The sequence below is a fragment of the Ectopseudomonas toyotomiensis genome, from assembly GCF_017167985.1.
Classification (GTDB): domain Bacteria; phylum Pseudomonadota; class Gammaproteobacteria; order Pseudomonadales; family Pseudomonadaceae; genus Aquipseudomonas; species Aquipseudomonas toyotomiensis.
In genome coordinates this window covers 5,180,792-5,200,750 of sequence record NZ_CP070505.1, presented here as the reverse complement: position 1 = coordinate 5,200,750, position 19,959 = coordinate 5,180,792, and the positions used below count along the sequence as shown (strand labels likewise).

At 58.1% G+C, this 19,959-nt stretch carries 17 protein-coding genes and 1 pseudogene; 12 read left to right on the top strand and 6 right to left on the bottom strand.

Annotated elements, in window-relative coordinates; all coding sequences use genetic code 11:
* Positions 1–13 precede the first annotated feature (13 nt).
* Entirely contained in the window at positions 14–1,360 is a 1,347-nt protein-coding gene (locus tag JWV26_RS24130; RefSeq protein WP_241201257.1) for an MmgE/PrpD family protein, read from the top strand.
* Between the two features lie 75 nt (positions 1,361–1,435).
* On the top strand, positions 1,436–1,939 hold the full coding sequence (tpx, locus tag JWV26_RS24125) for a thiol peroxidase (RefSeq protein WP_206418007.1): 504 nt from the start codon (positions 1,436–1,438) through the stop codon (positions 1,937–1,939).
* 631 nt (positions 1,940–2,570) lie between these two features.
* Here tpx and JWV26_RS24120 read toward each other — a convergent pair.
* From JWV26_RS24120 to JWV26_RS24110, 3 genes are all read right to left on the bottom strand, one after another.
* Entirely contained in the window at positions 2,571–3,659 is a 1,089-nt protein-coding gene (locus tag JWV26_RS24120; RefSeq protein ID WP_241201256.1) for an AbrB family transcriptional regulator, read from the bottom strand.
* 10 nt (positions 3,660–3,669) lie between these two features.
* Positions 3,670–4,944, bottom strand: coding sequence for an alpha/beta fold hydrolase (locus JWV26_RS24115; RefSeq protein ID WP_206418006.1), 1,275 nt, complete (start codon positions 4,942–4,944; stop codon positions 3,670–3,672).
* A 295-nt stretch (positions 4,945–5,239) separates the two neighbouring features.
* Positions 5,240–6,427, bottom strand: a complete 1,188-nt coding sequence (locus JWV26_RS24110; protein WP_206418005.1) for a citrate synthase — start codon at positions 6,425–6,427, stop codon at positions 5,240–5,242.
* A 220-nt stretch (positions 6,428–6,647) separates the two neighbouring features.
* Between JWV26_RS24110 and JWV26_RS24105 the strand changes: the two genes are divergently transcribed.
* The 8 genes from JWV26_RS24105 to JWV26_RS24070 all read left to right on the top strand — a co-directional run bounded on the left by JWV26_RS24105 (position 6,648) and on the right by JWV26_RS24070 (position 15,666).
* Complete coding sequence (locus tag JWV26_RS24105; protein WP_241201255.1) at positions 6,648–7,892, top strand: CitMHS family transporter; 1,245 nt, start codon at positions 6,648–6,650, stop codon at positions 7,890–7,892.
* Between the two features lie 89 nt (positions 7,893–7,981).
* Positions 7,982–9,379, top strand: a complete 1,398-nt coding sequence (locus tag JWV26_RS24100; protein WP_206418003.1) for an OprD family outer membrane porin — start codon at positions 7,982–7,984, stop codon at positions 9,377–9,379.
* A gap of 41 nt (positions 9,380–9,420) precedes the next feature.
* A complete protein-coding gene (locus JWV26_RS24095) occupies positions 9,421–10,431 on the top strand; it encodes a phosphoglycerate dehydrogenase (RefSeq protein ID WP_241201254.1) in 1,011 nt (336 codons plus the stop codon).
* 29 nt (positions 10,432–10,460) lie between these two features.
* Positions 10,461–11,876, top strand: a complete 1,416-nt coding sequence (locus JWV26_RS24090) for an acyclic terpene utilization AtuA family protein (protein ID WP_206418002.1) — start codon at positions 10,461–10,463, stop codon at positions 11,874–11,876.
* Entirely contained in the window at positions 11,869–12,177 is a 309-nt protein-coding gene (locus JWV26_RS24085; protein ID WP_206418001.1) for a DUF4387 domain-containing protein, read from the top strand. Before JWV26_RS24090 ends, JWV26_RS24085 begins: the two co-directional genes overlap by 8 nt.
* Before the next feature lie 121 nt (positions 12,178–12,298).
* The gene (locus JWV26_RS24080) at positions 12,299–13,678 is read left to right on the top strand and encodes an MmgE/PrpD family protein (protein WP_206418000.1); all 1,380 of its coding nucleotides are present in this window, start codon (positions 12,299–12,301) and stop codon (positions 13,676–13,678) included.
* Between the two features lie 17 nt (positions 13,679–13,695).
* Entirely contained in the window at positions 13,696–14,679 is a 984-nt protein-coding gene (locus JWV26_RS24075; protein WP_206417999.1) for an alpha/beta hydrolase fold domain-containing protein, read from the top strand.
* 69 nt (positions 14,680–14,748) lie between these two features.
* Positions 14,749–15,666 (top strand): LysR substrate-binding domain-containing protein, encoded by a 918-nt coding sequence (locus JWV26_RS24070; protein WP_206417998.1) that lies wholly within the window; start codon positions 14,749–14,751, stop codon positions 15,664–15,666.
* A gap of 46 nt (positions 15,667–15,712) precedes the next feature.
* Here the strand turns inward: JWV26_RS24070 and leuD are convergent, their stop codons facing one another.
* A complete protein-coding gene (gene leuD / locus JWV26_RS24065; protein WP_206417997.1) occupies positions 15,713–16,321 on the bottom strand; it encodes a 3-isopropylmalate dehydratase small subunit in 609 nt (202 codons plus the stop codon).
* A gap of 1 nt (position 16,322) precedes the next feature.
* A complete protein-coding gene (gene leuC / locus JWV26_RS24060) occupies positions 16,323–17,744 on the bottom strand; it encodes a 3-isopropylmalate dehydratase large subunit (RefSeq protein WP_206419266.1) in 1,422 nt (473 codons plus the stop codon).
* A 347-nt stretch (positions 17,745–18,091) separates the two neighbouring features.
* Here leuC and JWV26_RS24055 point away from each other — a divergent pair, with 347 nt between their 5' ends.
* Positions 18,092–18,859, top strand: coding sequence for a MipA/OmpV family protein (locus JWV26_RS24055; protein ID WP_206417996.1), 768 nt, complete (start codon positions 18,092–18,094; stop codon positions 18,857–18,859).
* Between the two features lie 303 nt (positions 18,860–19,162).
* Here the strand turns inward: JWV26_RS24055 and JWV26_RS24050 are convergent.
* A pseudogene (locus JWV26_RS24050) lies at positions 19,163–19,567 on the bottom strand (integrase core domain-containing protein); the annotation flags it as partial.
* 5 nt (positions 19,568–19,572) lie between these two features.
* Here JWV26_RS24050 and JWV26_RS24620 point away from each other — a divergent pair.
* Positions 19,573–19,938 (top strand): helix-turn-helix transcriptional regulator, encoded by a 366-nt coding sequence (locus tag JWV26_RS24620; RefSeq protein WP_338138741.1) that lies wholly within the window; start codon positions 19,573–19,575, stop codon positions 19,936–19,938.
* Positions 19,939–19,959 lie beyond the last annotated feature (21 nt).

Below are 19,959 nucleotides of genomic sequence, written 5' to 3'. Positions count from 1 at the left end.
GTTAGGGGGCGTGATGACTAATCCCATCCAGATGCTGGCCGCTGCCGCGGCGAACTGGCAAAGCTGCGATCTGAGCGAGAACGTGATCTGGGCTACGCGGCGCGTCATTCTCGATTGGTTCGCTACCACCTTGCCTGGCTGCGTCGTGCCACCGGCAACCTTGTTGGCCGAGGCTTTTTCTCCCTGGCGCGGCGCGGGCAATGCCATCTGCTATGTGGATGGGCAGCCTGGCTCGCCCCGCTATGCTGCGCTGCTCAATGCCAGCGCGAGCCATACGGTCGAGTTCGACGATATCTTCAAGGATGGCGGCTATCATCCAGGCAGCCCGACCGTTTCTGCTGCGCTGGCCGTCGCCCAGGACAGGGGCGCTTCGCTCGAGCAACTGCACCGCGCGATCATCGCTGGATATGAGGTTGGCTGCCGAGTTTCATTGGCCATTCAGCCCAGCCATTATCGTTACTGGCATACCACCTCCACGGTGGGAACGATTGGTGCTGCCGTGGCGACCGCAATGCTTCTCGGGGCGGATGCCGAGCGAATTGCCCATGCCATCGCACTCTCGAGCAGCTTTGCAGGAGGGCACCAGCAAAACCTTCAGGACGAGGGTATGGCCAAGGCGCTGCATCCCGGTCATGCGGCGGATGCCGGCATCCTCGCGGGCATCGCGGCGGCGGGTGGCGTGACGGCTTCCCTCGAGAGCCTGCATGGCGACAAGGGCTTTGCGGCTGCCACCAGCGCCTCCAGCGGCGACTGGACAACGGCGCTCGAAGGCCTGGGAGAGTGGACACCCATCATGCGCATGACGGTCAAGAATCACGGCTGCTGCGGGCATATCTTTCCCGCGCTCGATGGCCTCAGGCTGCTGCAGGAGAGGGAGGGTTTTGTTGCCGACGATATCGAGTCTATCCATGTAGCCGGTTATGGCGCCACCTACCAGATGTGTAATCGTGCCACCCCCAAATCAGCCCAGGAGGCGCGATTCAGCCTGCAATACTGCATGGCTGCGCAGTCTGTGCTCGGCGGTGTGCGTTTGGCTGCATTCGCCCCTGAGGCCCTTGAAAATCCAGCCACCCTGGCCCTGATGCAGAGGGTGACGGTTAGCGAAGATAGGGAGCTGGCGGCAGCCTATCCCAAAAAACGCATGGCCAAGCTGCTAGTGCGGTTGAAGGATGGTCACCAGATCAACCATTTCCAGCAAACTCGCAAAGGCGACCCAGAGGATCCGTTATCGGATGCAGAGCTTGTGGCCAAGTACGACGAGCTGGCAGGCTCTGTTCTCGCTCCAGAGAAATTGAGTGCGCTACGTCAGACAGTACTTTACGATTTCGAACTACCGGGCATGGCTAAGTTAGATACCTAATGGCGCGAAATGATGCCGGTTTCGGGAGTTTTCAGAGCAAATTATTGGCCTGGTAGAACTTGACGAGTTAAGCGTATGCCTTATGTCGTGCATAAAGGGAAAACGGTACGTATTAGTGGTAATCTGCCGCAAGTTGGGCAGCAGGCACCGGATTTTTCCTTGGTTGGATCGGATTTGTCTGATTACACGTTGGCGTCCTTTGCTGGTAAGCGTAAGGTGCTCAATATCTTTCCGAGTATTGATACGCCGACCTGCGCGACCTCGGTGCGGAAATTTAACTCTGAAGCCAGTAAGCTGGAAAATACAGTGGTGCTGTGTATTTCCGCTGACTTGCCGTTTGCCCACAAACGGTTTTGCGTAAGTGAAGGGATAGACAATGTGGTCAATCTATCTACCTTGCGTGATCGCGGCTTCCTTGAAAACTATGGCGTTGCCATTGCTGACGGACCGAGAGTCGGTCTTGCGACTCGTGCCGTCGTTGTTCTCAATGAGCAGGATAGGGTTCTGCATTGCGAATTGGTTGCAGAAGTTGGCAATGAGCCAAATTACAGCGCAGTGATTGAAGCTTTGGGTGGATAATTGGGGGTGCGGAATGCTGACTAGAGGTAATCATTCTGCCGCTCGCACTAGTGTGCTCGATATATCTGGTTATATCGCTAAAAAGTGTCGAGCCGAGCAAGCGTCAGCATGTTGGTGAGTGCGTCAGCGAAGTATGGGACCACTATAAGACAGTACGGTGGTTGCTCGGATTAGGGAGGCGCTTCGCTCTAGGGCATTTCCTGTAAAGGGTGATCCTGAACTTACAGTGGACATGATGATGTCGGTTGTCGATCAGCCTAAACCGCCATTCGCTCGCACTTGGCAGTGCCGCGTACGAAAATATCCACTCAGCACTTACGAAACGATTGGCTGAGCGGGAGGCTCATCGAAACGAAGCTCTTAGTGCTGACAAGCCACAGGCGTAAGCGGTCGTGCCATGGAGGGAGCGCACCTGATGTTCGGGGCTGTGTAGAACCCACCATCGAGCAGGAGCCTTGGTACTGGATCAGCTTGGTTATACAAGCGACCTGGAGAAGAAATATTGAGCTGGCAGAATTGAACGGTTTCCTGAAGAGCCCAGGCTGAACGAGGGCGTCGAGTTTATAGCAGGCGAAACCGACACCGCCTCCTTCTCAATGCAGAACCATCGCGTTGCGCCGCAAGATGCATTTCACTTTCTTGAAATCCAAGAACCAACTGTCCTGGCCACCGCCGGCCCGACTGACAGCACCATCATCAGCCGCAAGAACTGCGAGGCAAGAATCAGCGGTAGTAACACATCCACGTCGCTGGCGATTATGACAATGGTTTCAATGCCGCCTGGGCTCAGTGCGAGATAGGCGGTAAGCGGGTCTATGCCAGGAATCAGGTGAACCAATACGAATGAGAGCAAGCCGCAAGCAAGGATAACCGCAGCCAGTGTTGCAAGAATAATTGGCAACAGGCTCAAGCAGTGTCGCACTGAACTCCGACTGAATGTAAGTCCCACATACCAGCCCGTTATAACGAAGGCGGGGATGAATACGTAGGGTGGGGTGTCGATGACCAGACTGCCCGTGGCTTGCAGGGCGGTTCCACCTAGCGCGGGCAGCAAGAGCGCCAGGCTGCCAATGCCCGACAGCTTGGCCACCCAAAAGCCGCAGAGCGCCAGTGCCAGCCCTGCCAGCGCAGGCGAGAAGTTTTCAGGTAGAGACCATGTGAACTTTAACGGGCTCGCGATGACTTGCGTCGTTTCACCAGCATGTCCAAGTATTGAGGCCAAAGAAATCGAGGCGAGTGTGACCAGCGCAATGCGTGAATATTGCATTAGCGCTACTACTCGCGGATCTGAATGGTGGGTGTCGGCCAGCAGGATCATGGCTGACGCCGCGCCAGGAAAGAGGCCCCAGATGGCGGTCGTATTGGGCAACCACTGCCGTTGCGTCACGATGACAGCCAGCAGCGTGATCACGCCCAATGTGACAACGTTGATTACGCTCAGCTCCAGCCAATAGTCCAGGTACACGGCAAGCAGGGGAGGAGTGACGAGCGCTGCGATCAGACACCCCATGACGCTCTGGGCCGCGAGGGCAAAACTCCTGTGCATGCGCAAGCCCGCTCCACCCAGCGCCATCGCCAGCGCCGATCCCATGGGCCCCAGGATAAATGCCCCCGGTAATTGCCGCTGATACATCCAGGTAGATGAGCCGGCCGTTAGCACGAGCAACACCAGCCACAGTACAGGCTTGCGTGTGAGGCGTGGTCTCTTGATCCTCTTCAAGGGCTGCGCCTCAGTCATCATTGAACGGCGCCTTTGGATCTCTCTCGCCCGGAGGGCCGGGTGGCGGGAGGGCAGCGCAGTTCGTCTCAGGGCCTTGGCCGTGCAGTTGGGCCTGGGTGAAAGCGAATGCGTCATCTAGGGAACCGTGCAGGACGCCGTCATGGCCCAGCCCGTCATAGACGCGCCAGGTGACCTTGTTTCCGGCAGCGCACAGCGCCGCCGCGACCGCGTGTTGCCTGTCCGGGGTGATCGTCCGGTCGGCATTGCCGGTTGCCACCAGCAGAGGGAAAGAGATTCTTGTCAGCGGCATGTCCGTTGTCGAAATTCGCAGTTCATCTAGAGTTTCGACCGGAATGGCCAGCAGATCGCGGAACGATTCGACGTTCAGCTCATGTGCTCGTCGCCCGATCTCAGGCGTGCAGCCTTGCCGGGCAACCTTAAGCAGCTCTCGTCCTTTGTTGGACAGGATGTCCTCGATAGGCGGACCGTCTTGGCGTAACCCACCCGTGGCTAATGCAAGGAACATCGTGTTCGAGTAGCGGGGCGGCACAGGTACCGGGCCGTCAGGAAAGGTACTGTTTGGGGCGGTGATGATCGCGCCCTTGATCTTGAGTTCAGGGGCATAAGTGTCGGCAATTATCGCCGCGCCCAAGGCTGCGCCGCCACCCTGAGATTGCCCGGCGATTATCACGCTCTCGCCAATCATCTCGGGGGCGACTGCCTGGGCTGCACGCGCGGCATCCAGTACCGAAGCGCCCTCGGCCTGCCAAAACGTATAAGGGTGTGGACCAGGCCCGCCCAACCCTTGGTAATCGGTGGCGACTACGGCGAAACCGCGCTCGAGCCAACGATTGATATAGGCCGCATCGCGCTCCTTGAATCCGGTCCAGGAAGGGGCGCAGACGTCTGCGATACCCAACGTGCCGTGGGCCCAGCTTAATAGTGGCCAACCACCGGGCGGCGCTGGAGTGGAGGGTAGGAAGAGGGTGCCGCTGACGGCGATTTGGCCTGTATTCCAGCGTTCATCGGTCGAGCTGTAGAGAATACGTAGCGCCTGTGCGCTGGCCGGCATGTGCTTCTGTACGGGGAGAGCTTCGCTGCGTAGAACGGTTCCCGCATTCTTCGGCATTTCTTCATGCCAGCGGTAGAACGGCGAAATGTCCATATCTCCCGCCAAATGACCGGCAGGCAGTTCGTCAGCCTGAAGCTTTATCGAGTTGCCGGCGCCAGTGAAAGTCAGCCACGCAAGAACCAAGGCCGCCAATGCGGCTCGCAATATCGACATGAGATGTTTGCCTCATCAGTAAGGAAGCAGCAGCCATCCTTTGGCTGCCGTATCCGAAGCAGGGGCAAGAAATCACCTGTCACTACTAGTGGTGATGTCAGTGCGCTGAAGTTTCCGCGTCCGTTTTTTTCTTCGAGCTGGCCCCGATAGCTGGCGCGAATCTAATGCATTGATTGACAATGCGTAAATCTGTACAGATTTCGTCAATATTCGTGTGGTTTGCAATTGGATTCGGTGGGGATGCGCAACGCGGCTCCGGGTGCGTACGCGGATGAGATGCGCAAAGAACAAACGGTCAGCTCGGCAGTTTCCCTGTGTAGTTGGCGCGTTGCCTTGCTACGGGTAGCTGGCACTGTTCGCTGGCGTGCGCGATCCAGCCTATCGCCCTGGCGATGCCTGCCAGTGCAAGCTCCTGGCCGATCAGGTTGCATTTGCGGCCAACAAAGCTGGCGAGCAACACGAACTCCGGCGGTTTGCCAACCAATTCATGTGCCACTTGTGCGGCCTTCTGCAGATTCTGGAACTCCTGGTCCGTCTCGAAGACGGTCAACAAGGCCGTCATCAAATTGGCGACGCGCGGGTCCGCTTCCTTGTGAGTCGAGTGATTAAAGCCAGGAATCTCACCATTCTGGCTGAAGTACTGGAGCACCGCCGGCGTGGGGTCCTTGGCAGCGCAGATTTCGGCCAGGAGTCTACTGGCCGCCTGATGCCTGCTATAGGCCGTTCGCCGGCCCTGGTAGGTCGTGAGCCCCGCTATTGCGGCGTAGTACGGCGTGACACCCGTGCGAGCGGCAGCCCTTACACTGTAGGTACAGTGATCGAACTCGTGGTCGATGAACAACACCAGAAGCCGCCTAATCAGGTCCTGAAGAGCCGGGTCAACCTTCAGGCCGTCGCACAGAAAGGCGTGGAGCGGCTGTGCACTCGGAACACCATGGCCAAGCAGAAGGGCTGCGAGGATTCGCACGACATCGGCACCTGTGCGTGCATAGGCATCCGGAGACAGATCGAAGGAGCGCGGATTGGCGCGCTCGACCAGTGGAAAAAGCGCGATCGCTTTTTCTGACACGGTCATGTGTTCGTAGAGGTCCAGAAGGACCTGAGTGCTCTCAGGCATGACAGGCAACGCCTGGGAAAAGGCCCCCGGAGACTGCCAGATCAATTCTGCAGCTTCCTCGACCGTCGCCTGGTCGGCCAGCTCGGTAGCGCTGATGCCCCGATAATAGACACCATTGTCCGTCAGCAGTGTGATTGCGCTGCTCTGGATGCCCAGTCCTAGCTCAGGCTGTTGAGCGGGGCTGCTGCGCTGCTCTCCTTTGGCCAGTCTTTCGATATCCGCTGCCCAGTAACGACGCTTGCGCGAGCCTTCTATTTTCACAGAGCGGATGTTCTTTCGACTGACGTAAGCATAGAGAGTGGGAAGGTTAATCGCGAGGCGTTCTGCTGCCTGCTCAGCGGTCATGTAGAGATGATCGTCGCTCATCGGAGTGTTCGTCAGGGCTGCGGAAGGGATGAGGGCTTATAGCATGGGTTAATTTTTTCTGTAAATATTTACGATAAAAATCAAGATTTACGTATTTTTAATCAATGTGTACCTTTCGCGGCGTGATCACCGAAGGGCTGATCATATCTCTAACAATAAAAAGGGCACCGATATGGCTTGGATAGGTTTCGCGATGGTCACTACGTTCATGGTCCTGATCATGACCAAGCGACTATCTGCGGTAGTTGCACTGATACTCGTCCCCGTGGCGTTCGGGCTGTTCGCCGGCTTGGGCAGCGAAATGGGCGGCATGGTGATGGATGGCATGCGACAAGTTGCGCCAATCGCCATCATGCTGGTGTTCGCCATACTTCTTTTCTCCATCATGTATGACGCCGGCCTATTCGAGCCCGTGGTCAAGGTGATTACCCGTTTCGCAGGACATGATCCACTGCGCATCAGTCTGGCAACCGCTCTTCTAGGGGCGCTGACTTCTCTCGATGGTGACGGCACCAGTACTGTGCTCATCGTGGTGACGGCTTTTCTACCCGTCTACCTGCGTATTGGCATGAATCCGCTGATCATCGCGCTGCTCATCCTTCTTACCAATACGATGATCAACATTATTCCTTGGGGCGGGCCTACCGCTCGTGTCGCCAGTGCGTTACATCTGGATGTCATGGATGTGTTCGTCGGGCTGATTCCTGCCGCGGCGTTGGGGCTCGTCTATGCCGCGGGCATGGCATGGTGGCTAGGGATCAGGGAGCGCAAGCGCTTGGGCTGGCAGCCCGGCAAGAACATGCTTCTGATGGAGGCTGAGGTGGAACTGCCGGAGGTGGATCGCAGCCACCAGCGACCGAAACTGGTATGGGTCAACCTCGCGCTTATGCTGTCGATGGCTACAGCCATGGGTACTGGTCTAGCGCCGCTGCCGGTGGTGATGGTGGTCACCTTCGCCCTCGCACTGGTGATCAACTATCCACGGCTTGCCGAGCAGAAGAGGCGGATCGCCGCGCACGCAGAAAACGCCGTGACAGTCGCCACCCTGATCTTCGCCGCGGGGGTATTCACTGGGGTACTGACGGGGTCGGGCATGGTCGATGCGATGTCGCAAGCCTTTGTTTCGATAATCCCGGACTCGGCGGGCAGCCAAATGGCGTTGATCACGGCCTTCGCTTCGCTGCCATTCACCTTCTTCATGTCCAACGACGCATACTTTTTCGGCATCGTGCCAATTCTGGCTGCTGCCGGGGCTGAGTATGGCGTCGATCCGCTGCATATCGCGCGGGCGTCGATGCTGGGGCAACCCGTGCACGCGTTGAGTCCCCTGATCGCCGCCATCTACGTACTGAGCGGCTTACTCAAACGAGATGTGGGTGACCTGCAGAAGTTCGCCCTGGTGCCGGCTATTGGAGCTTCTCTGGTGTTCATTCTTGGTGCCTGCGTGACGGGCGCAATCATTTAATTAATTCGATTAAACAGCGTTTTATTGTGCGACTGCTATGGGCAGTCGCAGCGAACTCCTGCGTCAAAAATAAATAAAAGGAACAGGAAATGAATAATAAGAATACTGCCTTTCTGTTGAGTTCTGCTCTGATGTCGCTGGTTGTTGAAAATGCGGGTGCTTCGAATATTCATGATTACGACAGAACAAATAATGATGGAAAGTTCAACGTTTATATGCGTGCCGTGCATATCGACACCCGAATTGAAAATGACCTGATCGACCGCTTTGGCGGGTTTCCGTTCGGTGATCGTCTCGGCGGAACAGCGTTAGGCCTGGTGGCGGATTACAACTCCGGTTATTGGCTTGACAGTATAGGTTTCGATGCCTCTTTGTATGGGGTGGCCAAACTCGATGCGCGCCCGGAGAACCGCGATCTTTTTGACGATACCTCGGGTGAAAGTGAAGGTTTCGCAAAACTGGGTCAGGCCAATATCAAGCTCCGCCATGTCGGAGAGAATTGGTCTGCCTTGCTTCAAACCGGGCGTGGGCGGTTCGATGCAGGCACGGTAGTTACTCTCGACACCCGTGCAGTACCTGGCAGTTTGCAGGGTACGAGGGGCCAGCTGCAGATCGAAGGACTGGACATCGGGCCGTTGCCTGGCGTGTTGAGCGTCGATGGCGCTTATTTCAACAGAGTGTCGCCGCGGGATAGGAAAGACTTCGAGCATATTCGTAGTAACGGCGGTTTCGAGATCGATGACATCCAGACATTCAGTATCGGATATGACGCCAAGCTATTTGCCTTGAAGTTCGCTCAGGGGGTGGCCAAGGACTTCAACCGTAATACCAGTTACACCTTGACACTCCGTGCGCCTCTTGGCGAGCGGGGCGGGGCGATCTTCGAAACTCAGTATTACGACTTTCGCCGCGACGGCGATATCTGGGAGCGCGATTGGCTAAGCGGAAATGCCGGTTATGACGACAAGGCCAACTGGTTGAATCTCAACCTCGGCCTGCAGATCGATCACTGGAGCTTCGGCCTGTCCTATTCGAAAACCAGAGCTGAGTTAAGTAACGGCATGCTCGGTTACGCCTTTTTCGATCACGGTGAAAACGTCGACGGCCTGATGGACGCCTGGACGCGCTCGGGCAATGACTTCAATAACGATGGCGAAACGACCTGGCAGTTGGCCGGCAAGTATGAATTCGATGGCAAGTCTCTCGCGGGCATTCCACTGGATGGGTTCAACATCATGGCGTTGTTCAAACGCGGTCGTTTCGATGCCGATGATCCCTTTTCCGGCATGCGCACCGATGTCACTGAAAGTCAGGCGGAGTATCGACTCAACTATCGATTCGAAGAAAAGGATTATCAGGGCGTATCGGTGGGGGTGATTTATACCCGCTACTGGATCGATCAGGACTTCGTCGCGCTGGTATCGGCCCAGCCCAATAACGTGGTGAACGGGAAGGAAATCAGGGTGTATGTCGACTATGCCTTCTAGTCGACGACTCCTGGAAATTTATCAGTTCAAGGGGGAGTCCCGTGTCGGTGAATAAACGAGTCGTGGTTGTCACGCCCAAGTTCTTTGACGCAGCGACCATCGGGTTTCTGGAGTCGCAGGGCTGTTCGGTGGTGTTGGCAATGCTGCCAAACGGCAAATCGGATGCTGCTGCAACGGAAGAGGAGCTGATTGCAGTGCTCGCTGAGGCAGACGCCTGGATCGTTGGCCATGCCAATGTGACGTCAAGTCTTCTCCAGGCCCTGCCGAGGCTCAAGGTCATTGCCCGGCGGGGGGTGGGTTATGAGCGGGTCGATGTCGACGCGGCGTGCAGATCGGGAAAGGTCGTGACCATCGCGGCCGGGGGAAACGAAGAAAGTGTCGCGGACCGCACCCTGGGGTTGATGCTCGCCACGGCTCACCGTTTCCGCGAGTCCCAGCAACAGCTGATAGATGGGCCCGGTTCGATTCTGATCGGTCATGACCTGTACGGCAAAACCGTCGGCCTGGTCGGTCTGGGCCGCATTGCCCAGCACGTGGTCAAGCGCCTGCGCGGTTTCGAAACGACCCTTCTGGTCTCGACGCCTCGACCGACCTTCGCGTACGGCAAGGCGATGAATATCGAATATGTCGAGCTCGATGCGCTCCTGCAGCGCAGTGATTTCGTTTCGCTTCACGCGCCGTTAACGCCTGCCACGAAGCACCTCGTAGATGCCACGGGGTTGGCGCGCATGAAGCGCAGTGCCTTCCTGATCAATACCGCCCGCGGTGGCCTTGTCGATGACCGGGCACTGCTCGAGGCACTCAATGAAGGCCGAATCGCCGGCGCTGGGCTCGACGTTTTCGAAAGCGAATCCGACCCGGGTTTGGCCTGGGTGACGAACGAACTGGTGCGCCTGCCGAACGTTATTGCAACACCCCATTCCGGCGCTTCGACGCATGAGGGACTGCAGCGCACCAATCTGGTCGCGGCCAACTGTGTCGTTTCAGTCCTAGGTGGGGAAGAGCCGCCGCCAGGCTGCCAGGTTTTCAGTTCGACTTACTCAGCTTCCTGAGATCGACAACTGCAAGTAGAGAGGATTTTATGAGTCAGCCAATAAAAGACACGATCAAGATAATCGTGCCCTGCGGATCATTGGGCGCAGGTGTTCGCGAAGAGGAAATCACTTTCGGTCTGGAGCGGGGCGCGCAGGCCATCGCCACGGATGCCGGGTCGACCGATAGCGGCGCCGCCTATCTGGCGTTGGGCAAGTCGAAGAACAACCGCGGTGCAGTCAAGCGTGACCTGACGATTCTGATGCGAGCACAGGCTGCTACCGGGGTGCCAATCATCGTTGGCACCTCAGGCCAGGCGGGAGGCGATCTCAATCTGGCCTGGACGCGCGACATCGTGCTTGAGGTGGCGCGAGAGTTGAATATCGCACCGAAAATCGCGTTGATTCACTGCGAGCAGGAAAAGGCCAGGCTCAAGCAGCTCAACGCGCAAGGGCGTATCTCCCCGCTGGCTCCGTCGCAACCGCTGGATGATGCGACCATCGACTCCTGCGAGCACATTGTCGCTGCCCTGGGGGTCGAGCCTTTCGTCGCGGCTCTGGAAGGCGGTGCGGATATCGTCCTGGCGGGCCGTGCGACCGATACGGCTGTCATCGCCGCCTTTCCCATCTGGAAGGGCGCGCCCTGGGGGCCGTCATGGCATGCGGGGAAGATCTCCGAGTGCGGCCTGCAATGCGCGGAAAATCCGGTGGCGGGCGCTGGTGTACTGCTGAGCATCGATAGCGAAGGCTTCGAGGTCGAGCCGCTGAGCCTGACCAACCGCTGTACGCCCCAGAGTGTGTCAGGCCACATGCTGTACGAGAACAGCGACCCTTACCGTCTGACCGAACCTGGCGGGGTTCTGGACGTGAGCCAGGCCGACTATCGCATGTGCAGCGAGCGTGCCGTCAGGGTGACGGGGTCGCGCTGGGAGCCCAAGCCGTACACCATGAAGCTGGAGGGCGCCGCTGCAGGGCAGTACCAGACCATCATGCTGGTAGGGGTACAAGACCCTGACGTGTTGGCTGATATCGATGGTTTTCATGATCGCTTTCTCGAAGCGCTGTATGCGCGGGCACGCCAGTGCATACCTGCCGAGGAGCTTGGTGAATTCCATATTTCGTTGCGCATGTACGGCTGGAATGCCGTGACCGGGATGAAGCCGCCTGCCGGCACCCCGACGCCACCCGAGCTGGGCATTCTCTTCGTCGCTACGGCCGACACCCAGGAGCTGGCCAATGCCATTGCCCACGCCTGCAATCCCTATTTCTTCCATTACCCCAGCATCATGGGCAAGGAATTGCCTTCTTACGGTTTCGCCTTCACGCCCGCCGACATCCCGCGTGGCCAGATCTACGAGTTCAAGCTGAACCATGTGGTGAAGCTGGACGATCCCTTCGAACTGGTCAGCACCGAATGGCTGGACCTGGCAGTCGAAGCCAAGAGCGAGGAGCAGCACCATGCCTAAGTTGCGCGAAGTTTGTCGTTACATCAGGTCGAAACAGGCCGGGCCTTTCTGGATTACCTTCGACATCTTCTTTGACGGGCGTGAAAACTTCGAGCGTTACCATGACAGCGAGGCCCTGTCCGTCGAGGCATTCGCGCAGCTATACGGCGCCGATGCTGCCCTGATCAAACGTATCCCGGTTCCCCAGCTCGACATGATCAAGATTTCCTACCCCAGGCAGACGCCTCAGGGGGGCATGGTCGAGCGCGACATGCATGCCGGCCAGCAGTATGTGCGGCTGCTGGATGTGGTCGTGGGCTAAGCTGCCCAAACACTCACCCCGCTAAGTTGCAGAGTCAGAGGTAGGTTTCCTCAGCGATTCTGCAATCCCGTGCATTCAGAGCGGGGTGGTTGTCTTTTTTTGTTTGCTTCGCGAGGAAGCAATGTCAAACACAACCCTTGCTCAGCGCATCGCTGAGTATGCTTATCAATTTTCAACCAGCGGTTTTTCGGACGACCTGATTACTCTCGTACGTAATCGTGTTTTGGACAGTCTCGCTTGCATCCTGGGCGCCTACGATGCCAGCCCAGTTCAGGCATGCCTGGCCTACGCGGCATCGGTGCCCGGTAATTCAAGTGTCTTCGGGACGTCACTACAAACAACTCCAGAATGCGCGGCTTTCGCCAATGGCGTCATGGTCCGTTTTCTGGATTACAACGATGGTTACATGGGCCTTGAGCCCGGGCATCCAAGTGACAACATTCCGGCCTGCATAGCGGTTGCCCAGGCAGAGCGGGCTGATGGACAAGCTCTGATCGCGGCGATCATCCTGGCCTACGAAATCCAGATGCGCTTGCAGGATGCTGCGAGTCTGAACAAGAAGGGCTGGGATCACGTCAACTACATCAACGTGTCGATGGCCGCCGCCGCCGCCAAATTGATGAAGCTTGACGCTCGACAGACCGAGCAGGCCATCAATATCTCCCTCAGCGGGCATCTGGCGATGCGACAAGTTCGCTCGGGGGCCTTGTCTGACTGGAAGGGCTGCTCCGCCGCAAACGCGGCACGAAACGCGATATTCGCCGCACAGATGGCGCGGCACGGAATGACCGGTCCTGCACCCGTCTTCGAAGGCGAGATGGGGTTCTTTAACCAGGTTTCGGGCGCGTTCTCGCTGGATGTCGATTCTTTTGCTACTCGGGACAATGACGATTTTGCTATCAAGCGCTCACTGACCAAGACGTTCCCCACCAATGGCGAGCTTCATACGGCCGTATGGGCTGGAATCGAGCTCAGCAAGCGGCTGGATGACCTGTTCGCTGTTGAGTCCATTCGCATCGATACATCGGAATTCAACAAGCGAGTCCTGGCTGACGGAGATGAAAAATGGCGACCTCAAACGAGGGAAACCGCTGATCACAGTCTGCCTTACAACGTCGTTCGCGCGTTGATCGATGGAGACATCAGCATCGAATCCTATTCGATGAAGAAGATTACCGATCCACTGGTCACCACACTCATGGCAAAGACAATCGTTGTCGAGGATCCGGAGATCACTCAGCTGTTTCCCAGGCAATTGGCCAATCGGGTGACGCTTACCTTGTGTAATGGCGACGTGCTTGTCAGTGAGGTCTTTACCGGACCGGGATCTGTCGAGACGCCCATGACCACGGAAGATTTCGAGAACAAGTTCCGGAGAATGGCTGCTACGCATCTGGATCAGGTCGCTGAGCAAGCCGTATTGGGTTTCGTGTCTACGCTCGATCAACAGAAGGACTTCGATGTCCTTTTCGAGGCGATGACCAAGCAGAAAGGGTTTTAGCTGGAGATGGAACAGCCATGTCTGCTGACAACGACGTGCACAACACACAGGCCGGGGGCAATGTCCATTCGGCGCACCCTGATGTCATGAGGGTTGCCGCATGCCTGAAGGCTGCCGGGCTGGAACCGCCTGCACAGACTGACGTTGGCAGCGTTCGCGATTATCTTGAGCGCGTTAGCCTGTTCGTGGCAGCGACCAGCGAGCCTTTGACGTGCGAGTTGCTCGTCGACTTTCCGGTCAATGGGCGTCTGGTGCCATGCAAGCTTTATTGGCCCGACAGCGTGGATCCGGCCGGATTGCTGTTCTATTGCCACGGCGGCGGCTTTCGTCATGGTTCGCTGGCCGGATGGGATGCGCCGCTGCGGCAGCTGGTGCGCTCAAGCGGTGTAGCGGTGCTGTCGATCGAATACGCGTTGGCGCCCGAATATCCGTTCCCAACGGCTTTCGAAGAAGTACTCTCGATTGCCCAACAGGTCATCGAGGCACAGGCGATAGCAGGCCGGACAGTGAGTCAGTTTGCCCTCGGCGGGGATTCCGCCGGTGCCAACCTGGCATTGGGCGCCGCGCTCTCGCTGCGCGACCAGGGTGTTGCCTTGCGCCAGTTGCTGCTCTTCTATGGCGTCTACTCAACGGATACGAGCGCTCCTTCGTGGCGCCGTTTCGGTGGTTTTGGTGGCTATGGGCTGTCGGCCGACTCGATGCGCATGTACTGGCACAGCTATCTGAGCAGGGGTGAAAGCGACTGGCGAGTGCAGCCCTTGCACGCCGAGCTGCAGGGCCTGCCCAGGACTCGACTGGTCGTCGGTGAACTGGACCCGCTCGTGGATGAAAACATCCAGCTGCAACGCAAGCTCGAGGCCGCCGGTGTGGATTCCTCGCTAGTGGTGCTGCCAGGCATCATTCACGGCGTACTGCGTTTCAGTGAGTTGGCGGGCGTCGTTCGGGAGATTATCGAGAATGAGGCCGCTGTCTTGTCCGCAGCACTCGGCCAGCACCTTTGAAGGCCGCCCAGCGTGATGGCGTGACGATTTCTTTTCTTCGGTTCCCCCCGCACGCACAGGCAGGAGTGAATGACCACGCGTAGCAGTTCACCATTGCCCGAGGACCTGCGGGTCTTTCTCGCTGTCATCCGCAAGTCCAGCTTCGCCGCTGCGGCCCGGGACCTGGGCGTCTCGCCCGCCTTCATCAGCAAGCGTCTGCGTATTCTGGAGCAAACTCTGCAGGCGCGGCTGTTACACCGCAATACCAGGTCCATCGCATTGACCGAGGCAGGAGAGAAGACGAAACGCTGGGCAACTCGTTTTCTCGATGAGATGGATGATTTCGTCGGAGAGTTGACGACGGTGCGAAATGTCCCGCGCGGACTGCTGCACATCTGTAGCAGCTTCGGTTTCGGTCGCAACCATGTCGCCCCTGCCGTCGCGCAATTGTCATCCACTTACCCGGAGCTCGAGGTGCGCCTGGACGTTTTCGATCGGGTGGTCGATATCGTCGCCGAGGGGTTCGACCTCGAGATTCGTGTCGGAGACGATCTTCCCGGACATCACATTGGCCGCAAGCTGGCTTGCAATCAACGCGTACTTTGCGCAACGCCCGCCTACCTGCAAAAGCGTGGTCTTCCAAAAACAATCAGTGAGCTCGGCCACCATGACTGCCTGGTTATCAAGGAGCGCAGCAATCCGTTCGGTCTATGGCGGCTGAGCAACGTCGAGGGCGAAGAGGTCGTCCGAGTCGGTAGCAAATTGTCGTCGAACAATGGCGAGATCGTCCTTCAATGGGCGTTGAATGATCTGGGCATCATCCTGCGCTCGTTGTGGGACGTTCAGCCTTTGCTGGAGGAGGGCAGGCTGGTTAGGGTGCTGCCTGAATACACCCAGAGCGCGAACGTCTGGGCGGTGTATCCGACCCGCTTGGCCGACTCGGCAAAGCTGCGTGTCTGCGTGGAGTTTCTGCAGCGCTACTTCAACATGACGCTACTGGGCAACTGAATGCGCGGGCCCTGGCGATTCATCGCCAAGGCTCGGGCAGGTCCCGTCAGACCAACCAGGGGTTGTCCAGATGGTGCCTGATCTCGAAAGCGCGTATCTGCGAGCCGCGCTGCAGCGTGCTGCCAATGGCATCGAGACCCTGCAACAAGGCAATCTTGCGCAGGCCTTCGATTTCGAAGTGTACGGTCCTGCCATCGCTGAGCAGCACATTCTGCTGGGGAAGATCGATAGTGATCCGCGCGTACTCGGGGTGGGCGATCTGGTTACCGATGTCGAGTACTTGCGCCTCGCTCAGCTGAATGAGCAAGACGCCGTTGCGTTGGCAGTTGTCATGGAAGATGCCGGCGAAGCTGCTACCGATCAGCGCTCGAATGCCCAGCTGCTGGAGGCCCCACACTGCGTGCTCACGGCTGGAACCGCAGCCGAAATTGGGCCCGACCACAAGAAAGCTGGCTTGTAACCACGGCGGCTGATTGAGAACGAAATCCGGGTTCGAAGAACCGTCGGGCAAGCGGCGAAGATCGTAGAACACACCGCGATCGAGCCCCTTGCGGTCGATGCCCTTGAGGAACTGTTTGGGCATGATTACGTCAGTGTCGACGTTGGCTGCGAGAAGGGGGGCGGCAACACCACTGACGATAGTGAATGGCTGCATTTCAGGTCTCCTGCGAAAGCATACGGATATCGGTCAGATGGCCACTGATGGCCGCAGCCGCCACCATGGCCGGGCTCATCAGGTGGGTGCGTGCACCGGCGCCCTGGCGGCCTTCGAAATTGCGGTTGGTGCTCGACGCGCAGCGATCACCGGGCGCCAGCACGTCATCGTTCATTGCCAGACACATGGAGCAGCCCGACTGTCGCCATTCGAAGCCTGCGTCCTGGAAAATTTGGGCCAGGCCTTCGGCTTGGGCCTGATCCCGCACCTGTGTCGACCCTGGCACGATCATCGCCCTGACGTGCGGTGCAACCTTGCGACCGGCGACCATCTGTGCCGCCTCGCGCAGATCTTCAATTCGCGCATTGGTGCAGGAGCCGATAAACGCATGACTGATAGGGATGTCGATCAAGCGCGTGCCCGGTACCAGCCCCATGTAGCGCAGGGCTCGTTGCAGATCCTGGCGACGGATCGGGTCGCTTTCCAGGGCTGGGTCCGGTACCCGCTGATCGATCGGCGCCGCCTGGTCGGGGCTGGTTCCCCAGGTGACCATGGGGGCTAGGTCCTGCGCGTTGAGTTGCACCTCCCTGTCGAATCGCGCACCGGGGTCTGTATGTAGCACCTTCCATCGTTCCAAAGCCTGATTCCACAGCATGCCCCTGGGGGCGCGTGGCTTGTTCTTCAGGTAGGCGTAGACCTTTTCATCAGGGGCCATGAATGCCCCGCGTGCGCCGGCCTCGACCGCCATGTTGCAGATGGTCATTCGCGCCTCGACGCTCAGGGCATCGATGGTGGGACCGGCAAACTCGATGGCATACCCCGTCGCGCCGGAGGCTCCGATGCGCTGAATCAGCGCCATGATGATGTCTTTCGCCGTGACGCCGGGGCGCAGTTCGCCAGATACATTGACCAGCATGCTGCGCAGTCGCTTGTAAACCAGGGTCTGGGTGGCTAGCAGGTGTTCGATCTCTGAGGTGCCGATGCCGAAGCCAAATGCACCCAAAGCTCCGTAGGTAGTGGTGTGGCTATCGCCCGCGGCAACCACCATGCCGGGCAGGATGAAACCCTGCTCGGGGGCGACGACGTGTTCGATGCCCTGGCGCTTGTCCAATACGTCGAACAACTCGATACCAAAGTCTCTGCAGTTGTCCGCGAAGTAAGACACCTGCAGTGCGCCACCTGCGTCCGGCATTGCAGCTACCCGATCAGGCGCGGTCGGGTTGACATGATCGACCACTCCCAGCACGGAAGCGGGCCGCCAGACGCTTCTTCCTGCATCCCTTAGGCCGCTGAACGCCTGGGGGCTGGTGTACTCGTTGGCGACCTGCCGATCGATGTACAGCAGCACATGCCCTTGGTCATCCAGCTTGCAGACGGTATGGGAGTCGATGTGCTTTTCGTAGAGCGTTCTCGGACGCGGCATCTCATTCTCACTGCTGAACGTGTAGGTGAAATCGGCTGATTTTCCGGTGTATGAACGATCAGGCAGGCGAGCCTGCGCCTTCAATGGCCGATATCGAAACAGGTGATTCACAGATCGTGTTCAGTCAAGTGCAATGGCTCTGCATGGGGGCATGAAAGGGCAGCGAGCGTTGCTTGTCGCCGAAGCAGGAGTCAGCTGAGGGCCGTAATCTTGAGCATATATGGATGAAAATCGTACAGATTTACTCTGATTTGTTGCCTAACTATATTCGCCGTGATCTGTGCTGAAGGCCGTCTACCTTAGGCCTTTCAGAGAACTTTCGGCTTCCCCATCAGAGGCTTTACACCATGAAACAACGCCATATGGCGCTTCTCGCCTTCGCGTTACCGTTTGCTGCTCAGGCCGATGAATCCGGATTTCGCTCCATCGGTATCGGGCTATCCGCCTCGCAGGGTGTCTATGCCGGGGAAGATCGCTCCGTGTCTCTGCTACCGCTGGTGCATTACGAGAGCGAACGTTTTTTTGTGCGGGGGCTGACGGGTGGCGTGCACCTCTACGAGAGTGATGGTTTTGGCCTGGATGCCATCGTGGCGGGACGTTTCGATGGTATTGATGCTGACGATTTCGGTCGTGAAGAGTTGCTCGAAAATGGTATCGATCGCGATCTGCTAGAGGATCGTGACGATGGCCTGGACCTGGGCCTGCGCGGCACATGGCGTGGTGCGGCCGGCGAGTTGCAGGCCACCGCCCGCGGCGATGTCAGTGGGGCCAGTGACGGATACGAGCTGTCGCTCGAGTATGGCTACCCGTTCTCGGTGGCGGGCGCGGAGGTGACGCCATCGCTGAAGATGAGTTACCTGTCGAACAAGCTCGCTGACTATTACTACGGCACCCTCAGTAAAGAGGAGGCACGTAGTGTGGCTCGCTACCGTCCCGGTGGTGCCTTTATCCCTGGTGTGGCACTAGGGATATCGAAACCGCTCGGTGAGCGTTGGCTGCTCAATGCTGAGGCCAGTTATCAGCGGCTGCCAAGCGACATCTCGGATAGTCCATTGACTGAAGGTGACTCCGGCGTGTTTGGCATCAAGGTAGGGCTTTCTTGGAGTTTTGACTGATCCCAGGGACTGGCCCGTCTGGTCAGATTGGGCCAGTTGATCTTGTCAGCTCAGTAGCCAAGCCTAAAGCGATTCGCTGAGATAGGTCGAGCGCATCGGATCGGGCTCTGCCACTGCGTGTATGGCTAAGTCACTTGCGTATATGCGCCGTCGTTTAGTTGATTGCGGGTATCGTCACAAGGTTGAGCTACCCCGTAGCTACGGTGTTCGGAGCCAGACATCGGGGCTGCTGGGGGACGCGAGGAGGATGATCAAGTCACCAACTGAATCACCCCGGGTTTCGTGGAGGCCGTTTCGTTTAAGTCAGGCCGCTATGGCCTGACCTGCTTGCTGCTGGTAGAAGTTTGCCTCAGCCTCCGCAGGCGGGATATATCCGATTGAGCTCAGCAGGCGTTGGTGGTTGTACCAGTGCACCCATCTCAAAGTCGCCATCTCAACAGCTTCACGGCTCTTCCGTGATTGACGGTAAATCAGCTCGGCCTTGTACAGCCCGTTGATGGTTTCGGCCAAGGCGTTGTCGTAGCTATCGCCCTTGCTGCCAACTGAGGGCTCGATGCCGGCCTCTGCCAGCCGCTCGGTATAGCGAATCGAGACGTACTGGCTGCCACGATCGCTGTGGTGGATCAGACCACCCGTACGATGTGGCTGACGGGCATACAGTGCCTGCTCCAGGGCGTCCAGCACGAAGTCGGTCTTCATGTTGGTGCTGTTTCATGGAGGCGCGCCGGGATGCGACATGTGTTTGCCGGGTCAGGCATACAGATCGTCAGCGTCTGATGCGTGCCCGAGGGCGTCTGCTAGAGGACTTGGGCAAAGCGCCAAGCCTGACCGAATTGGCTCGGGAAGCCGGGATGAGCTTGCCCAAGCTGACTCGCGGCTTTCGCCAGGTTTTCGGTAACAGCGTCTACGGAGTCTTTCAACAGGCAAGGATGGCGCAAGCCCGCAGCAGGCTATTGGCGGGCGAAGGGTCTGTGATGCGTGTGGCATCAGATCTCGGATATGCCAATGCCAGTCATTTTGCGACGGCTTTCCGTAAGCAGTTTGGAATTAACCCATCCGAGATAAGGGCCAGAGGGTAGCGGCCCTACACTGAGGCCGAG

What these genes read in the sequence shown, in the direction of transcription:
- JWV26_RS24115 (WP_206418006.1), bottom strand. Translation starts at nt 4,944, where the DNA reads ATGTCGATATTGCGAGCCGCATTGGCGGCCTTGGTTCTTGCGTGGCTG.
- JWV26_RS24085 (WP_206418001.1), top strand. Translation starts at nt 11,869, where the DNA reads ATGCCTAAGTTGCGCGAAGTTTGTCGTTACATCAGGTCGAAACAGGCC.
- JWV26_RS24620 (WP_338138741.1), top strand. Translation starts at nt 19,573, where the DNA reads ATGGAGGCGCGCCGGGATGCGACATGTGTTTGCCGGGTCAGGCATACA.
- JWV26_RS24110 (WP_206418005.1), bottom strand. Translation starts at nt 6,427, where the DNA reads ATGAGCGACGATCATCTCTACATGACCGCTGAGCAGGCAGCAGAACGC.
- JWV26_RS24055 (WP_206417996.1), top strand. Translation starts at nt 18,092, where the DNA reads ATGAAACAACGCCATATGGCGCTTCTCGCCTTCGCGTTACCGTTTGCT.
- tpx (WP_206418007.1), top strand. Translation starts at nt 1,436, where the DNA reads ATGCCTTATGTCGTGCATAAAGGGAAAACGGTACGTATTAGTGGTAAT.
- JWV26_RS24075 (WP_206417999.1), top strand. Translation starts at nt 13,696, where the DNA reads ATGTCTGCTGACAACGACGTGCACAACACACAGGCCGGGGGCAATGTC.
- JWV26_RS24080 (WP_206418000.1), top strand. Translation starts at nt 12,299, where the DNA reads ATGTCAAACACAACCCTTGCTCAGCGCATCGCTGAGTATGCTTATCAA.
- JWV26_RS24090 (WP_206418002.1), top strand. Translation starts at nt 10,461, where the DNA reads ATGAGTCAGCCAATAAAAGACACGATCAAGATAATCGTGCCCTGCGGA.
- JWV26_RS24105 (WP_241201255.1), top strand. Translation starts at nt 6,648, where the DNA reads ATGACCAAGCGACTATCTGCGGTAGTTGCACTGATACTCGTCCCCGTG.
- leuC (WP_206419266.1), bottom strand. Translation starts at nt 17,744, where the DNA reads ATGCCGCGTCCGAGAACGCTCTACGAAAAGCACATCGACTCCCATACC.
- JWV26_RS24070 (WP_206417998.1), top strand. Translation starts at nt 14,749, where the DNA reads ATGACCACGCGTAGCAGTTCACCATTGCCCGAGGACCTGCGGGTCTTT.
- JWV26_RS24100 (WP_206418003.1), top strand. Translation starts at nt 7,982, where the DNA reads ATGAATAATAAGAATACTGCCTTTCTGTTGAGTTCTGCTCTGATGTCG.
- leuD (WP_206417997.1), bottom strand. Translation starts at nt 16,321, where the DNA reads ATGCAGCCATTCACTATCGTCAGTGGTGTTGCCGCCCCCCTTCTCGCA.
- JWV26_RS24130 (WP_241201257.1), top strand. Translation starts at nt 14, where the DNA reads ATGACTAATCCCATCCAGATGCTGGCCGCTGCCGCGGCGAACTGGCAA.